Source organism: Spirochaetota bacterium, assembly GCA_038043445.1.
Taxonomy (GTDB): Bacteria; Spirochaetota; Brachyspiria; order Brachyspirales; family JACRPF01; genus JBBTBY01.
The window spans coordinates 49,351-69,538 of the sequence record JBBTBY010000007.1 but is presented as its reverse complement, the minus strand read 5'-3'; the positions used below and the strand labels follow the sequence as shown (position 1 = coordinate 69,538).

The following is a 20,188-nucleotide window of genomic DNA, read 5'->3' as shown; positions in this document are numbered from 1 at the left end:
CGAGAAACAACAACAATCACTTATATATAAATACTACTGATAATTAGGGAAAACTGGAACAAAGCATGGAGAAGCTATAGAATTCATCAATGTTGATATCTTGTTCACTTGTTAATAAAGCAGATATCTAAATTCTCGCTCTTTATCCCGTTTTTTGTGAATTCATTCGCTGAATTTGCTTTCATTTATGGTTACAACAACAAGGGGCTGGCGTTCTATCTCTTTAAAGAAAAAACGCTGCAGCATGTATTTTGTCTCATATTGCAGGATAGAGGATTTCACTTTCCCTTTTTTCACAAGATTTTCGATAGTTTCTACGACGATATCCTTCCCTTTTTCGACGAGGGCGTTCGTTTTACCGTCATAAAAAATGAACCCGCGACTGACAATATCAGCATTCACTGAAACGGAATTATTCTCCTTATTTATCGAAGCGGATACAAAAACGACCCCATTTGCGGCCAATTTCTGCCTGTCCTTTATCACCAGCTCACTGATGTCGCCGACCCCTTTACCATCGACATACACGTTGATAAGGTCAAGATTATCAATGACGGCCGCGCCATTCGGCGTAATTTCAAGAACATCGCCGTTGAACATGAGGAATATCGATTCCCTCTTATCAGCAAGAGGTTCAATCGTACGGACATGCCGTATGAGATGACGATTCTCCCCGTGAATAGGGACAAAATAGCGCGGCTTCACGAGGCGGTATATCAATTTTAATTCTTCACTCGACGCATGTCCCGATGAATGGATATGATAATCATCTTCGTCAATAACGACAGCACCTTTGCCGTAGAGATGATTCACCAGCGAATTAACGGAGACCTCATTGCCGGGAATGATCCGTGCAGAAAGAAGAACAACGTCCCCGCTGCGTATCTTTACATGCCGGTGAGCATCCTGTGCGATAAGCGAAAGGGATGAATACGGTTCTCCCTGACTTCCGGTAGTGATGCAGATAACCTTTTCACGGGGATATTTCGAGATATCCTCGATCGGGATGACCGTGCTGTCAGGGAAATGCAAGTGTCCGAGCGAACGGGCTATTTCGGTATACCGAAGCAGACTGCGTCCGGAAAACGTGACGAATTTTGAATTTTTATGCGCGGCCGATACGAGCTGTTGTATACGGTGAATGCTTGATGCGAACGTTGCCACGATTATCATGCCGGAATTGATAGCAAGAAAATGTTCGAGCTCTTTGTTCACGATGCTTTCACTTCTCGTGAAGCCCGAATTCTCAACGTTCGTGCTGTCGCTCAGGAGCAGAAGGACGCCGCGTTCACCGTATTCAGCGAATTTATAGAGATCGATGGGTTTGCCGTCAATGGGCTCGAGATCGATCTTGAAATCGCCGGTGTGTATGATCGTGCCGAGCGGTGTTTTTATGGCAAGAGCGACACTGTCGACAATGCTGTGATTGACATGGATGAATTCAATTTCTAAATTCGAAAGTGTTATCACATCTCGGGGATGTACTTCGGTGAATTTCATTTTTTCAAGGTCGATATGCGCATCCATGAGCTTTTCCCTGAGAAAAGCAAGCGTCAGGCGCGTACCATAGACAGGGGCATCGAGCGTTTCTATGATATGGGCTACCGCACCGATATGGTCTTCGTGCCCGTGCGTAAGTATGAGCGCGAGGATCTTTTTATCGCGCAGATAGGAAATATCAGGAATGACATAATCGACGCCGAACATGTCGTTCTTCGGGAACATGAGACCTGCGTCGATAACAATGACGTCATCGTTGTACTCGATGACGAGCATGTTCTTGCCGATCTCTTTCAGTCCGCCGAGCGGCACGATACGTATTCGGGAAGCAGCGTCATCCAATGGAGAAACCATGTATGGAGGGACAGATTTGCATCACTGCCATCTATACTAGCAAACAGCGACAAAATGTCAAGTAAATTGCGGGTGCTACTCGACAGTAAAGGAAAAAGCAATGCCGTCAACCGTTAATCGATATGAACCCGTGCAGAGATCGCTTATGAAAACACGTTCATCGCGCTGACCGGTACGATATACGACGTCATTATCGCGTACAAGCGTGCAGGACCTGCGAACAGAGGATATAACGATGCGGAACGTGCATCGATCGAGCGGTTCAAGGATGACCGGCCCGGATATCAGTGAAACAGCACTGCGCCGTTTTCCACGAACCGGTATCGGCGAGGCAAGCGAAAAACCGCCGGCATGTTTCACGACGAAACCATGCGGTGCAAGGGAAAGCGATGCTGACGGCATGGGTATGTCTTCGAACAGCGGCGAGTCCGGGAGCAAGTCCATCGCGGATATCGAGAAGGTCAGCGATACATACGCATGCGCGCATGATGTGCAGGAACGGATATGGGTGAGAAATGAATTATCCGGTTTTCCTGCGTCCACCATACGCAGCAGATCGGGAGTAGAATAACAGTTCATGCCGCCTCCCGTGATGTTCGTGTACGCAGGAACGAACGGATTTTAGTGATGACCTTCGATACGAGGTTGAGCGTGACCGAGAACACGCGTGCGATATGGCGGAATGGAACGGTCAGCTGTATCTGTTCCATACGAAGCGCAAGACCGTTCTTTCGTGCAAGCAGTGATCGTGATGGCGCATCTTCTTTTTTTACCCGTGAGCATATGCGCGTGTAGGTATCCTGCAGGGAAAGCAGCCGCAGATAGCGCTTGCGGTATGTGCGGCGAGCGCGTTCAATGACGGACAGTGCACCGTGCACGGACAGGGAAAGATGATCTGCAAGCGGGATCACGATACTTTCCTTGAACAGTTCAAGGAAATGCATCTGGAACAGCAGCGAATCACGAACAGAGAAACGGTCCTTCAATCGTGCAAGAATATTATCCCTGCGAGTGTCCTGTTCCGAACATTCATGCCGGGCAATATCCTCGGGCATGCCATGAACGCTGTCGGCGGTATTTTCAGAGAGCGGCAGCGACCTGTCAGAAGCATCGTCCGAGCGCGTGCGCAGATGGTTCAGATACAGATTCCTCAGCACTGCGGTGAACCACGTTGTGAAACGGTACCCATGGTCCTCGAATTTCAATACGACGGTCTCCAAGCGCTCAAAGACATAGAGATAGAACACCGATGCAGCGTCATGATCGCGATGGAACACTTTCCGCGGGTAATGATAGATATACGATGCGAGCGCCATTTGCAGCGCCGCAAGCAGATCGCGGGAACGGCTTACCTGATACCGAAGAACGATATCCTTGAGAGACGAATCATTATCCATGATAACCACCTTTCATATGCAACCCGAACGGATATTACCATAGGCGGAAAAAAATGCAACAGCCGGCGGCGGAAACAGTGAATTAAACAGCAGGGGGCAACGCCATGGCCGCGCTTGACAGCGATAGTGATTGCGGCTACAGTATATGAAACTACGCACGAGGAGGTAACATCATGCGTATATTGAGAACACTCCTGCTGGCGATCACAGCCGGGGGAATACTTTCAGCGGCGACGATAACGAACATCACGAGCGTTACAGATCTGAACACACTGAACGGGCAGATCGCAGGTCTTGCGAAGAAGAACTATGGGTTCATGACCGGTTCCGGTAACATCACCCCTGCGAACACTACGGAATTCTTCGGCTTGAAAATCGGTCTTGGGCTTGGAATTGCCGGGAACGCAGGCTTTATGAGTCTTATCAGCGCACCGAATTCCATCACGAGCATCGATACGCTCGTTTCACTCATACCCGCCCCGTATGATGTGCTTTATGCGAAAATCGGTTTGCCTGGATTTATTCCCTTTCTGGACAAAACTGATGTTGGCGTACGTTTCGGATACTTCCCGACGATGAGCATTCCCCTGTCGGGCGGGTTCATGTTCAATGTGAACGGTGTATCGGCATTCGGCATCGAAGTTCGCAAAACGTTCTTTGAACTGCCTGCAGGTTTGATACGGGTCGACGCGCGTGTTGCCTATAATTATTCCGGCGGCGGCATCGGTATAAAGTATACCACGAATGCGGCCGGGGTAACGAACACCTTCACCGAAACAATGACGTGGTCGGGCAATAACATTTCGGTAAAAGCGGTTGCCGGCGTGAACATCCCGTTCGTGTTCGGTGCGTTCGTCGGTATTGGCCCGGAGCTCAATTTCGGCGGCGTAACGGCACAATCCGATCTTACCGCACAAGGATCGTTCAATTTTGCGGGAACTACGTTCTCGGCGCTTTCAACGATCACGTCGTCTGCGCTTGGTGCATATGATCCTTTTGACATTCGTGTCATCGGCGGGATCCACTTGCTCGTTGTCGATGTAGCGGTTGAATATGGACTTCTGAGCGGCGGCTTAAGTGCCTACGCGGGACTCTCACTTGCGTTCTAGCTGAAAATAACATAACAGAAAAGGCGCGGGTATCCGCGCCTTTTTTTATTGGCATGACCGACAGGATGTACACTAGGAATTTGCAATAGTGTACATGAAACACTATAATATAAATATGAAAATCGGGGATGAAAATATCCGGCTTATCATCGGTTTCGGCATATCGGTGATATTCCATTTCGTGCTGTTCTTTCCGTTCGCCGGGGGCAACAGTATTGCCGGGCGCATCTTTTCTATTGAGCGGCCGCAGAAAACAGCGGACGACAAAGAAGAGACCGTGCTCCTTTCCACCGATGCGCCGAAAGAGATGATACCTGACAAGAGAACACCGTTCGTGAGCGACAGGAACACCATGTCAACGGGGAAGCGAACGAAGAGCACCGGCTACAATATATATGCGCGGGATAATACAAAGGTATTCCTGTCGCCGCATGATCGTGACCAGGAAGCCCGCCCTGACCTTATCGTAGAAACGCTTCGCGGGGAAAAAGGGACCGAGCCGCGCGGGGAGAAAGTAGAAAAAAAGGATCCGGGTGATATCACGGTCGGCAAACAGAAAGGGGATACCGCGGCGGTCCTCGTAGAGCCGGGTCAGGAAGAGATGCATGCCCGGCGTATGCCGTTCGTGTATGATGAGAACGAAGAGATAAAGGTCGGCTTCTCGCTCGATGACGGGAAGCTCGTGCTCGGCAGCAGAATGATGCCGTATGCGGGATATTGCATCGAGTTCGTGAACAGTGTACGCGAATCGTTCTTTAAATCGTTATCCCTTGCGGCGATAATGAACCTGCGGAAAACCGACGAGGTGGAGATCCTTTTCTCCATTGACGGCAGCGGGAAGATAGAATTCGTTTCGGTCTCGAAACCGTCACTGCGGCAGCAGGAGAATTTCCAGATACAGTGCATACAGGCGGTGATGTATGCGGCGCCGGTATCGCCCCCGCCGTATGAACTTATGCGTGATGAAGGCCGAGAAGGAAAGCTCTATATTCCGTTCACGTTCAAGATAAAAGAGATACAATAAGGGGAACTGTGTGGACGAAGCGGAACGCTTGCGCAAGCATTTAGGAGCGATCCTTCCGGAAAAAGCCGGCGACGATACCGATGAATCGGTATCTATCGATGAGATAAAAAAACTGGAAGAACAGTCAAAGGCGCTCGCAGAGGACCTCGACAGGCTTGAGCATCGACGCGCGAAAGAAGCGGGAAGCCGCATCCAGGGCGTTGATTATTCTGCAAAGAAGGAAATGCTCTCCAAGGTATTCGACCCGGACAATGTGCACAGCGCGCATCCTGACAGTTATCAGCCGCCCAGGCCGAAGGTCGATGCGTCATGGACGGCGAAATTGGCCGTTGTCGACAAGAATGCTCGTGTTGAAGTACTGGTAAGCGACGATACGATGACAGCAAAAGGGATATTGTATCCGCCGGAAGGGGCCGGCATTCCTGTCTCCGCTGTCATGATCACGCAGGCGCTGAAGAACGCGAATGTCGTTTTCGGCATCAAAACAGAGACATTCCAGACGATAGTCGCCCGGGCGCAGAAGGAAAAAGCGCTTATAACCGACGTTATCCTCGCAGAGGGTGAACCGCCGGAGCACGGAAGGAGCGGTTCGATAGAGTACTGTGTTGAGTTCAAGAGCAATAGAAAACGAACAGGCTATAAGGATACCGAGAAGATCCCTCCCGAAGAGGATTATCGATACGCACTGGTCAGAAAAGGAGATGTGCTTGCGCAGGTGAATCCGGGTTTTACCGGCAGGGCCGGAAAGAACGTACGTGGCGAAGAAATTCCCTGCAGCATCGTTGAGGAATTCAAGTTCATCAATAAAGGGAATGTCACCGTACGAGACGGCGAGAATACGATAAAGGAATATGTAAGCATTGCCGACGGCGAAGCAGTACTTTTTCCCGGGCATATCGAGGTTCGACGGTATCTTGACGGCGAATTCTCGATATCGCTCACGCCGGACCGTATGTCAGCGATGCTTGATATATGGCCGCCGCTTGGAACGGGGGCATTCGTCGATAAAACGGCAATACTCGCAAAAATGGACGAGATGAAGATCATATTCGGTGTCATCGATGGGAACATTGAAGCGGCGATGAAGATGCATGCCACTCGCGAACAGGTGAAGTCGATGCAGATAGCGAAGGGCAAAAGTGCCGTGAACGGAAAGGACGGAAGGATAGAGATCGTTCTCAAGAAAAAAGTGATCGATGATGAACTGCGGGTCGTGCATAAGGACCTTTTAAGCGATCTCGTTGCGGTAACGCAGGGTGAGCATATTGCGTCGCTGTATCCGCCGACATTTCCGGAGACGGACGGCACAACGGTCACCGGCGAGGTCATTAAAGCGGAGCTCGGCAGAACGATAGCGGTCATTGCAGGGAAGAACGTAACAGCGGAACATGACAACAGAACGGATATTATAAGCTATGTCGCGCAGGCGGCGGGGCAAGTGACGATAACCCCGGACGCGATATCGGTCTCTCCGCTCTACAGCGTGCAGAACGTGGATATGAGCACCGGCAACATACACTTTACCGGTGACGTCGCCGTGAGCGGGAACATCGAGGATGATTTTATCGTAGAGGCGGAAGGTACTATCACGGTGAAAGGGAATATCGGCGGGGCGAAGGTCACCGCGGGTCAGAACGTCATCGTCGGCAACGGCATCATTACCAAGGACATTGGTTTTGTGAGAGCGGGCGGCGACGTGGCTGCGCGCTTCATAGAGCGCTCGACCGTTGAAGCGAAAGGGGACGTGAAGGTCGTACGTGCCATCATCAACAGCAGCATCATTGCGGGGAAAAGTATCGACGTATCCGGGGAGAAAGGGAAGAGCACCATCATCGGCGGGGTAGTGCGCTCGCGTTCCGGCGTTCATGCACTGAACATCGGGAATGCTGCTGGTGTACGGACGCATATACTTACCGGGCTCGACTTCTTTCAGCAGAAGAATCTCGATCTTTTGGCGGAAGAGCACAGCAGGTATTCCCGCTATCTCTACGAGATACAACAGCTCATCGGACGCGTACTTGCAAGTTACCCCGATATCACCGCCATTCCGCCGAAGATACGCGGCATTTACGCGGACGCGCTCAAGAAACAGAACCAGTTGCGCACGCTCATCAACCGCGTCAAACTCGAGGAAGCGGACATCATCGAGAAGATGGATAACTCGACGGAAGCATCGATAACGGTCGACGAGAACCTGTTCCCCGATGTATACGTCGCGATAGGGCATACGAAAATGCGCATAGCGGACAAACGGAGCAAGGTGACGCTCATTTTCAACAGCGACGAGAAGCGCATCGATTACCGGCTCTAGGATGTTTCACGTGAAACATTCGGGAACGGACGCAGCAGCGAACAAAGCGGGGCATACTCATGCGTCGTGATGTCATTACCGGGCCGACGGATATAGCGATACGGGAGGGTGTTCATCCCGACGATTTCGCGATGGATTATCATACGCACCAGTGTTACGAAATAGGGATCGTCCTCGGGGGCGAGGGGAAATACGAGATAGCCGCTGACGAAGCGCCCCCCGGACGCGCGATCGATGTATCAGCAGGGATACTCCTTCTCTGGGACGGCAAAGTCCCCCATCGCGCGGTCGATGTGAAGGGAAAGCCGCTTAACCAGATGATAGTGACGTTCGGGTACGAGTATCTGTCCGGAACGCTGTCGGTCCGGTTGACGCAACGTGCAGAAAAAAATCCATTCGTTATGAACGATCCTGTTGCCGTTGCAGGGGCGAAAACGCTCATGCGTCGTATGATGGCGGAACGGCGCAGCGACCGCGAGGGCATGGATGACCTCGTCCGCGCATACATGATCGAACTGGCGGCGATCATCGTGAGAGAAGACGATGGTGAAAAACATGCGGGTGATGTACGGGTACGGTCGGTGCTTTCCGACATTGCTGCGAATTATCATGAGGAGCTTACGCCGGAGCGATATGCGGCGATGTGCGGGCTTTCGGTCAGGCGCTTTTCAGAGCTGTTCAAGCGCGCTACCGGCGCCACCTTCGTCCAATATCTGACAACGATACGCATTGAACACGCAAAAGAGCTTCTCACACAGGGGCATGATCGTGTGCTGTCCATCGCGTTCGGGTCGGGGTATGACAGCGTTTCTCATTTCAATGAGACGTTCAATAAAGTAACCGGCATGACGCCGACGGAATTTCGGGGGAAGCGGTAGCGGGATAGAGTGATGTTTCACGTGAAACATCACTTCCGTTTTCCGTAAGGCTATTTCCGTATACCGGTAGAATCAGCGGCTGTTCATAGCGATAGTTGTATAACCATTGGAGGCGTTATGCTCACACCATTTCTCGATGATATCGAATCGCGTATCGACGCGGGAAAAGAGGAAGCACATTTCAATGCGTGGAAGGATTTTACCCTCGGGAAGTATCGCGGGGATGTGTTCTCTCCCGCACGCGGGTATGCTGTGCCATCCACCCTGGCCTGGCCGAAGGCCAGCATGAACGAAGCGGTCGCTGACGACGAGAAGATGATACTCCGCGAATTCGCAGCCTGCTCATCGGTGCTGGCCAACGGAAAGGATGCACCGGCAATAATGAACGTGCGTTCCAACTACGGTCCCGGCATACTCGCATCCGTATTCGGCTGCCCCATTGTCCATCTGGAAGACCATTACGACAGCTCGCCGCAGGCGACGCATTTCGGGACACGTGATGAGATAAAGAAGGTGCTTGCCGCCGGGGTGCCCGATCTTTCAAAAGGTTTTGGGCCGAAGGTGTTCGCTGTCGGGGAGCGATATCGCGAGATAATGAAAATGTATCCGAAAATGGCGAAGTACATCCACGTGTATCATCCCGACCTGCAGGGACCCATCGATACGCTTGAGCTTCTCTGGGGGAGCAATGTGTTCTACGATATGTACGATGACCCTGTGTTCATCAAGGACCTTCTTTCGCTCATCACGGAAACGTACATCATCTTCCTCAAAAAATGGCATGCGCTTTTCCCGCCGAGAACGGATGGTGTTTCAGTGCACTGGGGGCTCATGCACCGCGGGCCGGTAATGCTCAGGAACGATTCGGCGATGAATTTCTCACCCGAGCAGTATGAGGAATTCATACGCCCCTACGATCAGCGTATATTCGACGAGTTCGGCGGCGGGGCGATACATTTCTGCGGCAAGGGGTCGCATTATATCGGCGCGATGTCGAAAATGGATAAGCTCTACGGGATCAATCTCAGTCAGCCGCACCTGAACGATATGCAGGAGATATTCCGTGCCACTGTTGAAAAGGGCATACCGCTTATCGGGCTCAGCAAAAAAGTAGTGGCCGATGAAACGACGAACGGACGGATGTTCCATGGCTTGGTATACGCAGCATAAGGGAGATCATTCCTATGGACCGAAGTGTCAGTTCTTCTCGAATATCTCCATGATGCGTGAGAAATCTTCGTTGTTGTAGTATTCGATCACTATTTTCCCGCGGCCCTTCTCGTCATGGACGCTCACTTTCGTTCCCAAGAGCTTCGTCAGATCGCTTTCGACCTTACGAACGTTCGGGTCTTTTGCCGGTGTTCCCGTTTTCGCCCGCTTTTTTCCGCGCTTACCCTTCAATATCTCTTCCGCTTTTTTTACCGAATAGCCGCCGCTGATTATCTCATTGGCGAAGCTCTCACGAGCGTTCTCATCGGTGATGGAAAGGATGAGACGGGCGTGCCCCTCGGAGATCTTTTCCTGCACAAGGAGATGGCGTATCGTCACGGGTAGATCGAGGAGGCGAAGCGCATTGGTTATGACCGGGCGGCTCTTACCGACGCGGGCAGCCAGATCGTCATGCCTGAGCCCAAGGTCATCGATCAAACGGCGATAGCTTTCCGCTATCTCGATGGGGTTAAGATCGGCGCGCTGAATATTCTCGATAAGGGCTCGTTCGAGCATTTTATTATCAGGGACGTTCATGACGATGGCGGGTATCTTCTGTTTCTTCAGCGACTTGAACGCCCGGAAACGCCGTTCACCCGCTATGATCTCATAACGGTCAGCGGCACGCCTCCTTACGAGCACCGGGCTCATGAGTCCGTGTTCTTTGATGCTCTGCGCGAGGTTCTCGATCTCAGCCTCATTGAAATGCTTTCGCGGCTGATACGCATTGGGCTCTATCTTCGTGAGCGGTATCTCGGTAAGACCCTCTTCGGCGATATCATCTTCCTTGAACCCCTGATCCTTGATGAGGGCGCCGATGCCCCGCCCCAGTGCCCGTTTTTTTGATGACATGCTGTCTCCCGATTCTTTCGTTCTATTAATTACGTGCGATGAATTCTTCCGCGAGCTCACGGTAGCTTTTCGCCCCGATGCTGTCCTTGTCATATTCCCCGATGGGTTTTCCATGGCTCGGTGCTTCGCTCAAACGGACATTGCGGGGAATGATGGTCTTATAGGTCTTGTCCTTGAAGTACGCGGTGACCTCTTCGACGACTTGATTCGATAGATTGGTGCGAGTGTCGTACATGGTGAGAAGCACGCCTTCGATGGCGAGGTTCTGGTTCAAATTCTTTTTCACGAGCTTCACCGTTTCAAGGAGCTGGGTGAGTCCGTCAAGCGCGAGGAATTCGCATTGAATAGGAATGAGCACGGAATTGGACGCAGTGAGCGCGTTCAACGTAAGGAGCCCCAGTTCCGGCGGACAGTCAATGAGGATGAAGTCATAGGTATCGAGTATCGGTTTCAGACCGGTGCCGAGCCGATATTCGCGGCCCATCTCCGAAACGAGCTCTATCTGCGCGCCGACGAGATCGACCGTCGACGGTATGAGATCGAGGTTCTCAACACCGGTCTTGGTGATGACCGCGGCGGCATCCGATTCCTGCATGAGCAGTTCATAGACGCCGTTCTCAAGGCTTCCTTTCCCGATACCGAGGCTGCTCGATACATTACCCTGCGGGTCGAGATCGATGAGCAGTATGCGTTTCCCTTTTGCTGCGAGAAAGCTCGCAAGACTCACGGCGGTTGTCGTTTTTCCAACGCCGCCTTTCTGATTCGCTATCGCTGTTACTTTTCCCATTAATGTCCCTGGTGCCTTTTTGTGAGTACGACGATATGGCGCTCTTCCGCTAGAAAGGGCACCGTCACGGCATCGACGACCGCAGTATACAATGAACCGTTCATTTTTGCCATTTCACCGTCTATGGTCTCACGCTTTCCTTTGTAGCACACGGCGCGTGCCTTTGCCGTCCCGACACGGTGGAGTATATCGGCCAGTTTTGAGAGTTCGCCGAACGCGCGCGCCGTTATCGTGTCAAAACGGTCTCGAAGCTCGAACACGTTCGAATGCGCAACATGAACATTGGAGAGTGAAAGCTCCCGTACCATCGATGAAAGTGCGTTCGCTTTTTTTGCTTTCGATTCGCAGAGCGTAACACGCGCCTGGGGGAACAGTATCGCGAGCGGGATACCGGGAAGTCCGCCGCCGCTCCCGACATCGAGTATCGCCCGGGAAGCCGTGAAATAGCGATGCGCCGCGATAGAATCGATGATATGACGGACGGTGAATTCCGTATCGTCCGTGGTAGCCGTGAGATTGAGGGATTCGTTTATCGAGAGAAGCGCACGCTGGTATGCGCCAAAGAGAGAACACTGCCGGTCATCAAGAGAAAGGGATAATGCGGCAGAAGCCTGTGTGAGCAATTCGTCAGTATTCATAATGGCCGTATAAAAAAACGAGAGCGCCGTACGACAGTGTCCTCGGGCGCCCTCTATGAACCGGCAACGGGATTCGAACCCGCGAAATGTCGGAATGAAAATCCGATGTGTTTAGCCTCTTCACCATGCCGGCGTATTGCAAGTATACCGTGAGAAAGAGCAAAAATCAATGAGCCGCGCAAGATTCGAACTTGCGACCCACGCCTTAAAAGAGCGTTGCTCTACCAACTGAGCTAGCGGCCCGCATTGCGGGGAATCAGTATATAGAAGCATGCCTCGCATGTCAAGCGTGAAACCGATATTTTTTGCGAGGGAACGATCGCTCGAAAAACGAGACGAAAATTGACATTCATGCCCCTCGTGGTATACTCGGGGAAAAGGGACAGGCAATGGAAATGACCATCGTTTCACCACGGACGGTGATAGCACACCCGGGCGCTCTCGCGGACCTTTCTGCAGTGCCGCTCGCCGGCACGGTGCTGCTCGTGGCCGGCGGACGCACCATCGTCGAGAACGGCGTCGTAGAGCGTGCGTCGAAGATCATCGCAGCAAAAGTGAAAAAAGCGGCGCTCTATCATCTCCCCTCCGGAGAGCCGGACACCGCATCGGTCGATTCGCTTGCGGCAAAAGCGCGAACGCTTTCCCCCGACGCCATCGTCGTCATCGGCGGCGGCAGCGCCATCGATACAGCGAAAGCGGTGTCGGTGCTGGCGCGCAATGATGGGTCGATAGCGGATTACCTTGAAGGCGCGAAAGAGATGCGAAAGATAACGCGCCCGCCGCTGCCGATCATAGCCGTTCCGACGACATCGGGCACCGGCGCAGAGGCGACGAAAAACGCCGTAGTCGCCATTCGCGGGGAGAACATCAAACGGAGCCTGCGTTCTGCCGATATAATGCCCGCGACCGTGATACTCGATGCGGAGCTCACCGTTTCCATGAACGAGCGAACGACGGCGATAACCGGTTTCGATGCGCTCGGGCAGCTCATCGAAAGCCTCATTTGCAGGCGATCGAACCCGTTCATCGCCGCTACGGCGCTCCACGGGATAACGCTCATGGGAAAACATTTTTCCGGCGCCTGTGACGAACCGAAGAACATCGACCACCGCGCGAACATGCAGTTCGCTGCGTATCTTTCCGGGTTCTGCCTCGCGAACAGCGGGCTCGGGCTCGCACACGGACTGGCATCGTCCATCGGCGGAAAATACCCCATCGTGCACGGGCTTATCATCGGCGTGCTGCTGCCGCATGTGATGCGCTATAATCTTCAGTCGTCGGAATCATTGCTTGCGCGCGCCGCGGAAGCGCTCACCGGGCGGACGTTCATCAATGATCTTGAGGCGGCGGTGAAGGGAATAGAAGCGGTGGAAGCGTTGAAGGAGCGGCATACGATACCGCCCACGCTTGCACCGTTCGGTATCGCAACAAAGGATATTCCGGACATCGTACGAGCATCGTTCGGCGGAAGCATGAGCGGCAACCCCGCACCGGTCGATGAGGAGAGTGTGATACAATTCATGGAGAAGCTTATCTGATGGGCATACAAGCGGTCGTGATCATACCGACGTACAACGAGGCCGACAATATCGTGAAAATGATACCGGCGGTCCTCGCTCAGGGAAGCGGCATTCATGTCCTCGTCGTTGATGACAATTCGCCGGACGGTACCGGGCGCATCGTAGCGCGCATCATGCGTACGAACAAGCGCGTGCATCTGGTGACCAATCCGAAAAAAGCGGGCATCGGACCCGCGTACATACGCGGGTTCCGCGAGGCGTTCGCGTTGAAGCCGGAATTCATCGTGCAGATCGATGCCGATTTTTCCCACGATCCGGCGATGATACCCGAACTTATCAAAGCGGCGAAGGGATGCGATCTTGTCATCGGTTCTCGCTATTGCGACGGCATCAGCGTCATACGCTGGCCGCTCATGCGCCTTGTCATGTCCTACGGCGCAGGGTATTACATCCGATTCGTGCTCGGTATTCACGTCGAGGACCCTACCGGCGGCTTCAAATGTTTCCGCCGTGAAACGCTTGAACGGATGGACCTCGATGCGGTCATGTCCGCCGGCTATTCATTCCAGATAGAGATGAATTATGCGTTCGAGAAGAATGGATTCCGCGTACGCGAAGTGCCGATAGTTTTCACCGAGCGAACCGTCGGCAAGTCGAAGATGTCGCGCAATATCTTCGTCGAAGCCGTCGTGCGCGTGCTGAGGCTCAGGCTTTTCGATCATCGTCGGTATTTCCCCCGCACGAAACGATGAAAACGCGCGTTTCGGTCACTATCACAACGAAGAACGAATCGGCGAACATTGAGCGTTGCATACGAAGCATTGCACTGCAGGATGTTCCGGTGCGTATCGTCGTTGTCGATAATGGTTCGACGGATGATACGAAAAAGATCGCCCGGAAATATACGCGCTTCGTGTACGACAAGGGGCCGGAGCGTTCCGCACAGCGCAATTACGGGATGATAAAGCGGTCGGCGACCGAATTCGTCATGTTCATCGATGCCGATATGATACTGTCATCCGGCGTGATACGCGCGTGCCTTACCGCGATGGCAGGAACAAAGGCGGATGCGCTCCATATCCCGGAGATCGTGCTTGGGAGGAATTTCTTCAGCAGGGTGCGGCGTTTCGAGCGTTCGTTCTATGACGGCACGGTCATCGACGGTGCACGCTTTTTCCGGAGAAGCGCCTTCATACGCGCCGGCGGATTCGACGAGACGATGAGCGGCCCTGAGGACTGGGATATTGATAAGAAAATAAAAGCGCGCGGCGCTATCGCACTGCTTGATGACCGCACGCGGACGGAGAACGTGAGATGGAATGCTTTGTTCGGCGCATTCCTCCATGACCGCGGCGTCGACCACCAAAAGCAGAAAACGTGTATTTTCCATAATGAGGCGGAATTCGAGCTTAGCAAATATCTCAAAAAGAAATCATACTACATAGGGAGCTTTGATACCTATACGGCAAAATGGGGCGCAGAGGATGCGGACGTGAAAAAGCAGCTCGGTATGTACTACCGCATGTTCGGCGTGTTCACTGAGTCGTGGAAATGGACTCGACTTATCGCACATCCCCTTCTTTCCTGCGGGATGTATTTCCTTCGCGCCCTCGTCGGGGTGCGTTTTGTATTCCGTCCGAAGAAATGATCCCAGGCTGTAGCAGCGGAACGGCGTCCGGGGGCGTGAGGAAAATGGCGTGCACACGGAGAACAGCGGGTGCAAAGTGCTGTTCTGATCGACCCAAGGTCTATTGCTGTTTATGAAAATCTCGTTGCAGGCAACGGTGTTTTCCCGCAGCAGGACGCGATGGCACTTGACAATATATAAAAATATGTATTATAATATGTATTATGCAGCGTTATGGAGAGAACAATGCTGAGATCCATTCTTTTCCTTGTTTTTACCGCCGGTGCTTTCGGAGCGGCTCTGTCGATAGGTCCGCGGGACCGGGGCTCGCTGCAATGCGATAATAAAGACGATGGCTCAGTCGCCGCTGTCGATGACGGCATCATCATAAAACGAGGCGAAAAAGGCTTTGACCGCTACATGACGCGGGCGTATAAGGACATCGATATCAAAAGCGGTTCGCGGTATCTGTTCAGCATGTCGGTGAATGTCGAAGGATCGGGGAGCGCCCGGGCATTCTTTTATCTCGCCGGGGCTGACGGGAAATGGGATGAGAAGGGGATGATATACGGAACGCCGGTGCGTAAGACAGCCGGCTATGCGTCATCGAAAGTCGTCATTCCGGTACCGGCGGGAAGGACACGGATGCGTATCTGCATATCGGCAACCGAAGCGCATGTTACGGCGACGTTCAAGGATGTCCGTCTTGATGAGCTCGGATCGAACGACGACATCATTCTTACGCCGCGCATTGACAGCGTAACGCTTGACGGGAAACTGGACGATGCGCTGTGGAAAGGCGCTGTGCGGTTCGGGCCGTTCCGCGTGCTCGGCGATGTCGGGAAAGAAAGCGCGCTGAAAAGCGAAGCGTATGCTGCGCTTAAGGACGGCTATCTCTATATCGCATACCGTATTGAAGAGCCGGATACCGCCGGGATAAAGGCGACTAAGACCGATGCGATCGGCATCTATGCCGATGACTGCACTGAAACGTTCATCTCCGTCGATCAGGTCTCCTATGCGCATATCCTTGTCAATGCATACGGCGCAAAGCATTGGGACCAGAGGAATATCGGGAAACCGAGCATAACGTGGTATCCCTCGGCTGCCGCGAATTTCAGCGGCGACTGGGATGCGAAGGCCGCTATCGGGGCAAAGGAATGGACATGTGAGATACGTGTGCGTGTGAAGGACATTTTTGAACGTATCGTCGGCGGGGAGCAGAAGATATTCATCAACACCACACGGCATAACCCGCGCGGGAAAGAGGAGCATACCACCTGGGCACCGCTCGCCGGGGCGACGTATCATGTTCCGAAGGAATTTTTGCCGCTGACACTGTCATTGCCGGCAGCGGATGCGACGACCGCGCCTGCCGGAGTTGCCGGTGTGTTCACGAAACGGCTCACCGTACCAGAGCTCCTCCTCGCCGGCGTTCCGGTAAAAATGATACGCATCGCGGGCGTATTCGCGCTCCCCGGCGGCGGATCGATCAGCGAGAACGGCATCTCGGTCGACGGAGGCATAAAGAAGATGCTGAAGGAGGCCATGACCGTTGACGGCGGACCGAAGGCCGTATTCATGTTCAGCGTCGGCGATATTGCGGATGCATCTCTGTCTGCCGGTGAACGTGCGAAACTGGCCGTGCCGGAAGCGTTCAAACTGGAACTTGCTCCGGCGAAGGTCACCATCAACGGACGGACACCGGAGGGCGTGCTCCGGGGCATTGCAACGCTTATACTTATGGCGAACCGTGCACGATGTACCGCGGAGCGCTCGCTTCCGGCGATGACGCTCTATGACGCACCGCGCATGGGCTTCCGCGGCTGGCTCATCCATGATTCAAAACCGGTAGATGTTATCAAGCGTACTATCGATACGATGTTCCTGCTGCGGCTGAACAAGGCGTTCATATCCCTCGACAGTTTTGGATCGCCGACGACATTCCCATTCGATTCATACCCTATCGGCGATAAAGGCCGCACGAAAGAGGAGTGGGTAGAAGTGTTCAACTACGCGCGCGTGCGCGGCATTGAGCCGATACCGTACTTCGCGTCGTGGGGGCGCGTACAGTACCTCAGGCATGCGCCGGACATGGTGAAATACTTCGTTGATGATATCGATGTTCGACAGAAGGGGTATCGCAATCTCGATATCGCGAACCCGGATACCCATAAGATCATGTTCGATCTGCAGGATGAGATCATTGAAACGCTTAAACCGGACGGTTTCAATATTGCCATGGATGAAACGCATTACGGCAACAAGGTGACATCGGCTGCGGCCCGCGCGAAGGGATGGAAGCCGTCGGATTGGTTCGTTGAAGCGCTCACGCTCAATGATACCTATCTGAAAAAGAAGAACGTGAAGATGTATATCTGGGGCGACATGATCGATACTGATTACAATGGAAAGCATATGGATATGTCGGGCCCCGAACTTATCAAGCGTCTGCCGAAGGACATGGTCATCCTTGACTGGAAATATGAAGGCGCATTCGACTTTGCCGCCGATTTCCCCTCGTTCAAAATGTTCAAAGATGCGGGGTTTACGACGATCGGCTGTCCCTGGTTCCGTCCGATGAACATTGCGCGCATCGCGAATTCAATTGCCAAGTACAAAGCCGACGGTATGTGTCTCACCTCATGGAACACGACACGCATCGATGCCATGCGCCCGGAGCTTATCCGTGCGGCGGCGCTCACCGCGTTTCTTTCCTGGTCGCCGGAGAACTGCGACCTCGGCGCGCTTCCGTTCGTTCCCGACGCCGTCATGCAGGGAGCGTCGTATTGGGAGAATAGGAACGCAGCGGGTAAGACCCGATCGCTCTCAGCAAGCGACGGACTGATCGACGGTGAAGGACTCATGACGCTCATGGGACTTCCGTCAACCACCGGGAGCGGCTTTCTTGAGACAGCGTTCACCAATTACCGCGGTGTCTCCGTGAAACCCTTCTCGAAGAACGGCGAACCGGCGGCGGTCGCTGTCACCGGCGGCGGTGCTGCTGTTTCGTTCAGGAACGGGGATTTTGCACAGGGTACTGCCGAATGGGGACGCGATATCCGCAATCCTTCTGACGCTATCGTCGCGGAGAGCGGGGCGATGAAGATCAGCCGCGCATCGGCGAATGCCTTTCTCCGTTCATCTCAGGATGTGCGGCTGGATGAGAAGAAAGTATATATCATACGCTATTCGGCGAGGACCGAGGGGAGCGGGAACGCGAAGGTGTGGACGTATTCGGGCGATAAGAACATGAAATGGGATGAGACCAAGATCATATACTCTTCCGCAAAGGGAACAGCTTCTGTCAAGGAGATCGCCCTGCCGGCGGGTTTTGCCGCAGTGCGCATATGCCTCTCAGTGGACGGGACCGGCACAACGGCGTGGTTCGATGATATTACCCTTGTCGAAAAAGGCGCGAAAGCATCCTCCGCTTCGCAGAAGATCACCATACCGGTGAACGCGGGTGCGCGCGTGATAACATTCCTGCATGCAGCAAGCCGCCAGATCATCGCCGAGGATATGGCGGGCATGGCGACGAAATTCGGCGGTATCGTTCCCGGCGAGTACCGAATCGTATACGATGACAGATCGAGCGAGAAGATCACGCTTGCATACCGCGTGAACGTTGTAGCGGCCAATGATACGGCGCTTGGACGCGAGTGCGATGTGGGTCTTTTCGGCACGCTCGGCGGCAGAGCGTTCGTGAACATACCGACGTATACCTGGGTGAACCCCGCCCCGGAGAAAAAAATAGCAGCCATCGAGGTCATGCCGGGGACGTCAAGTGATATGGCGCTGCTCGTGTTCGGCATTGCGGTTGAATGAGTACGAGGACAACATCACTTTTTCAGGAACTGCGCGATACGCTTAAGGGACGTATACGCGGCGGTGCGTATCATGCCGGTGATATTCTGCCGCGTGAGAAGGACCTCTGCCGCGAATTCTCGGTGAGCCGGGTCACCGTGCGCAAAGCCCTCGATGCGCTCAAGAAAGAAGGGCTTATCGCAAGTAAAAAGCGTCACGGGACGACGGTCATATACCGCGGAAAAAAAAGGACGAATATGATCGGCATCGTCGTGCCGAATTCGTGGCAGTCGCTCTATGCGGGCATCATCCATACAATGGAGAAAATGCTCGCTGCGCAGAACATCGATCTCATGCTTCGTAACGGTGATAATGACCCCGTGCGTGAACGCGCCGGAATCGAATCGATACTGCGGCGCAATGCGGACGCGTTCATTTTCGTATGGGATAAGCGATCGGGGAAGAACCTTGCCGTCATACGGGAAGCGGTGCAGCGGATACCGTCCATCGTCATCGATGCGCATATTCCCGGCATGACGGCCGACTTCATTGCGAGCGATCACCGCACCGGGGCGAGGCTTGCTGCCGAGCATCTTATCGCAGAGGGAGCGAAGCGGCTCATGCATGTGCGCGGGACGAACGGTGTTTGGTCGGCGGATGAGCGATACAACGGGTTCATCGACGCATGCCGTGCGCACCATATCGATGATAAGGATATCGCCGTCATCACGGGGCACTTCGATGAGGAGAGCGCGACAAAGGCGCTGAAACGATACCTTACCGGCGGCGGCTTCATCCCCGACGGCGTGTTCGCATCATCGGACATGACGGCGTACGCGGCAGAATCGGTCCTGGCCGCCCGCGGAATACGATGCCCGGCGGATGTGCGCATTATCGGATTCGGCAATGATCTTGCGGTACAGCGCAATGCCTACGGCTTATCGACGGTCGATCAGCACCCCGAGCATATCGGGAAGATGATAGCGAAACGCATCATCGACCGTATGCATGCAGCGGACACACCGGCTCACGGCATGACGCTCGTACCGACATCGCTTATCGTGAGGCGATCTTCGCACATACCGGGGAAATCCTGAACGACGCCTCTGTTGCGCTCACTGGTTGACATCGGCAGTATGCCGCATTACAATGCATCCCCACTACCTGTAACGGAG

At 53.5% G+C, this 20,188-nt stretch carries 16 protein-coding genes and 2 tRNA genes; 10 read left to right on the top strand and 8 right to left on the bottom strand.

The features are described 5' to 3' along the window. Positions 1-162 precede the first annotated feature (162 nt). The 3 genes from AABZ39_01155 to AABZ39_01145 form a co-directional block, all read right to left on the bottom strand. Positions 163-1,842 carry a ribonuclease J gene (locus AABZ39_01155; GenBank protein ID MEK6793353.1) on the bottom strand — a complete coding sequence of 560 codons (1,680 nt, stop codon included), beginning with the start codon at positions 1,840-1,842 and terminating at the stop codon, positions 163-165. A gap of 87 nt (positions 1,843-1,929) precedes the next feature. Continuing rightward, positions 1,930-2,433: a hypothetical protein gene (locus AABZ39_01150; GenBank protein MEK6793352.1), complete on the bottom strand. Its 504-nt coding sequence runs from the start codon at positions 2,431-2,433 to the stop codon at positions 1,930-1,932. After that, positions 2,430-3,251: a sigma-70 family RNA polymerase sigma factor gene (locus AABZ39_01145; GenBank protein ID MEK6793351.1), complete on the bottom strand. Its 822-nt coding sequence runs from the start codon at positions 3,249-3,251 to the stop codon at positions 2,430-2,432. The genes AABZ39_01150 and AABZ39_01145 overlap by 4 nt, the downstream gene beginning before the upstream one ends. Positions 3,252-3,424: 173 nt before the next feature. Here AABZ39_01145 and AABZ39_01140 point away from each other — a divergent pair, with 173 nt between their 5' ends. From AABZ39_01140 to AABZ39_01120, 5 genes are all read left to right on the top strand, one after another. Next, entirely contained in the window at positions 3,425-4,360 is a 936-nt protein-coding gene (locus tag AABZ39_01140; GenBank protein MEK6793350.1) for a hypothetical protein, read from the top strand. A 115-nt stretch (positions 4,361-4,475) separates the two neighbouring features. Next, on the top strand, positions 4,476-5,384 hold the full coding sequence (locus AABZ39_01135; GenBank protein MEK6793349.1) for an energy transducer TonB: 909 nt from the start codon (positions 4,476-4,478) through the stop codon (positions 5,382-5,384). 10 nt (positions 5,385-5,394) lie between these two features. Further along, positions 5,395-7,695 carry a FapA family protein gene (locus AABZ39_01130; GenBank protein ID MEK6793348.1) on the top strand — a complete coding sequence of 767 codons (2,301 nt, stop codon included), beginning with the start codon at positions 5,395-5,397 and terminating at the stop codon, positions 7,693-7,695. 59 nt (positions 7,696-7,754) lie between these two features. Then, on the top strand, positions 7,755-8,573 hold the full coding sequence (locus tag AABZ39_01125) for an AraC family transcriptional regulator (protein ID MEK6793347.1): 819 nt from the start codon (positions 7,755-7,757) through the stop codon (positions 8,571-8,573). A 117-nt stretch (positions 8,574-8,690) separates the two neighbouring features. Continuing rightward, the gene (locus tag AABZ39_01120; protein MEK6793346.1) at positions 8,691-9,743 is read left to right on the top strand and encodes a hypothetical protein; all 1,053 of its coding nucleotides are present in this window, start codon (positions 8,691-8,693) and stop codon (positions 9,741-9,743) included. A 27-nt stretch (positions 9,744-9,770) separates the two neighbouring features. On the opposite strand, the gene AABZ39_01115 is transcribed toward AABZ39_01120, so the two are convergent. From AABZ39_01115 to AABZ39_01095, 5 genes are all read right to left on the bottom strand, one after another. Continuing rightward, positions 9,771-10,634, bottom strand: coding sequence for a ParB/RepB/Spo0J family partition protein (locus tag AABZ39_01115; GenBank protein MEK6793345.1), 864 nt, complete (start codon positions 10,632-10,634; stop codon positions 9,771-9,773). Positions 10,635-10,659: 25 nt separating this feature from the next. Then, positions 10,660-11,421, bottom strand: a complete 762-nt coding sequence (locus tag AABZ39_01110) for an AAA family ATPase (protein MEK6793344.1) — start codon at positions 11,419-11,421, stop codon at positions 10,660-10,662. Beyond that, complete coding sequence (gene rsmG / locus AABZ39_01105; GenBank protein ID MEK6793343.1) at positions 11,421-12,059, bottom strand: 16S rRNA (guanine(527)-N(7))-methyltransferase RsmG; 639 nt, start codon at positions 12,057-12,059, stop codon at positions 11,421-11,423. Before rsmG ends, AABZ39_01110 begins: the two co-directional genes overlap by 1 nt. A 58-nt stretch (positions 12,060-12,117) precedes the next feature. Beyond that, a tRNA-Glu gene (locus AABZ39_01100) sits at positions 12,118-12,192 on the bottom strand. A 37-nt stretch (positions 12,193-12,229) separates the two neighbouring features. Further along, a tRNA-Lys gene (locus AABZ39_01095) sits at positions 12,230-12,302 on the bottom strand. Between the two features lie 146 nt (positions 12,303-12,448). Between AABZ39_01095 and AABZ39_01090 the strand changes: the two genes are divergently transcribed. The 5 genes from AABZ39_01090 (at position 12,449) to AABZ39_01070 (ending at position 20,110) form a co-directional block, all read left to right on the top strand. Continuing rightward, complete coding sequence (locus AABZ39_01090) at positions 12,449-13,597, top strand: iron-containing alcohol dehydrogenase (GenBank protein ID MEK6793342.1); 1,149 nt, start codon at positions 12,449-12,451, stop codon at positions 13,595-13,597. Between the two features lie 5 nt (positions 13,598-13,602). Next, a complete protein-coding gene (locus AABZ39_01085) occupies positions 13,603-14,331 on the top strand; it encodes a polyprenol monophosphomannose synthase (protein ID MEK6793341.1) in 729 nt (242 codons plus the stop codon). Beyond that, positions 14,328-15,227: a glycosyltransferase gene (locus AABZ39_01080; GenBank protein ID MEK6793340.1), complete on the top strand. Its 900-nt coding sequence runs from the start codon at positions 14,328-14,330 to the stop codon at positions 15,225-15,227. Before AABZ39_01085 ends, AABZ39_01080 begins: the two co-directional genes overlap by 4 nt. Positions 15,228-15,452: 225 nt before the next feature. Continuing rightward, on the top strand, positions 15,453-19,034 hold the full coding sequence (locus tag AABZ39_01075) for a hypothetical protein (protein MEK6793339.1): 3,582 nt from the start codon (positions 15,453-15,455) through the stop codon (positions 19,032-19,034). Beyond that, the gene (locus tag AABZ39_01070; protein ID MEK6793338.1) at positions 19,031-20,110 is read left to right on the top strand and encodes a substrate-binding domain-containing protein; all 1,080 of its coding nucleotides are present in this window, start codon (positions 19,031-19,033) and stop codon (positions 20,108-20,110) included. Before AABZ39_01075 ends, AABZ39_01070 begins: the two co-directional genes overlap by 4 nt. The last annotated feature ends 78 nt before the right edge of the window (positions 20,111-20,188 follow it).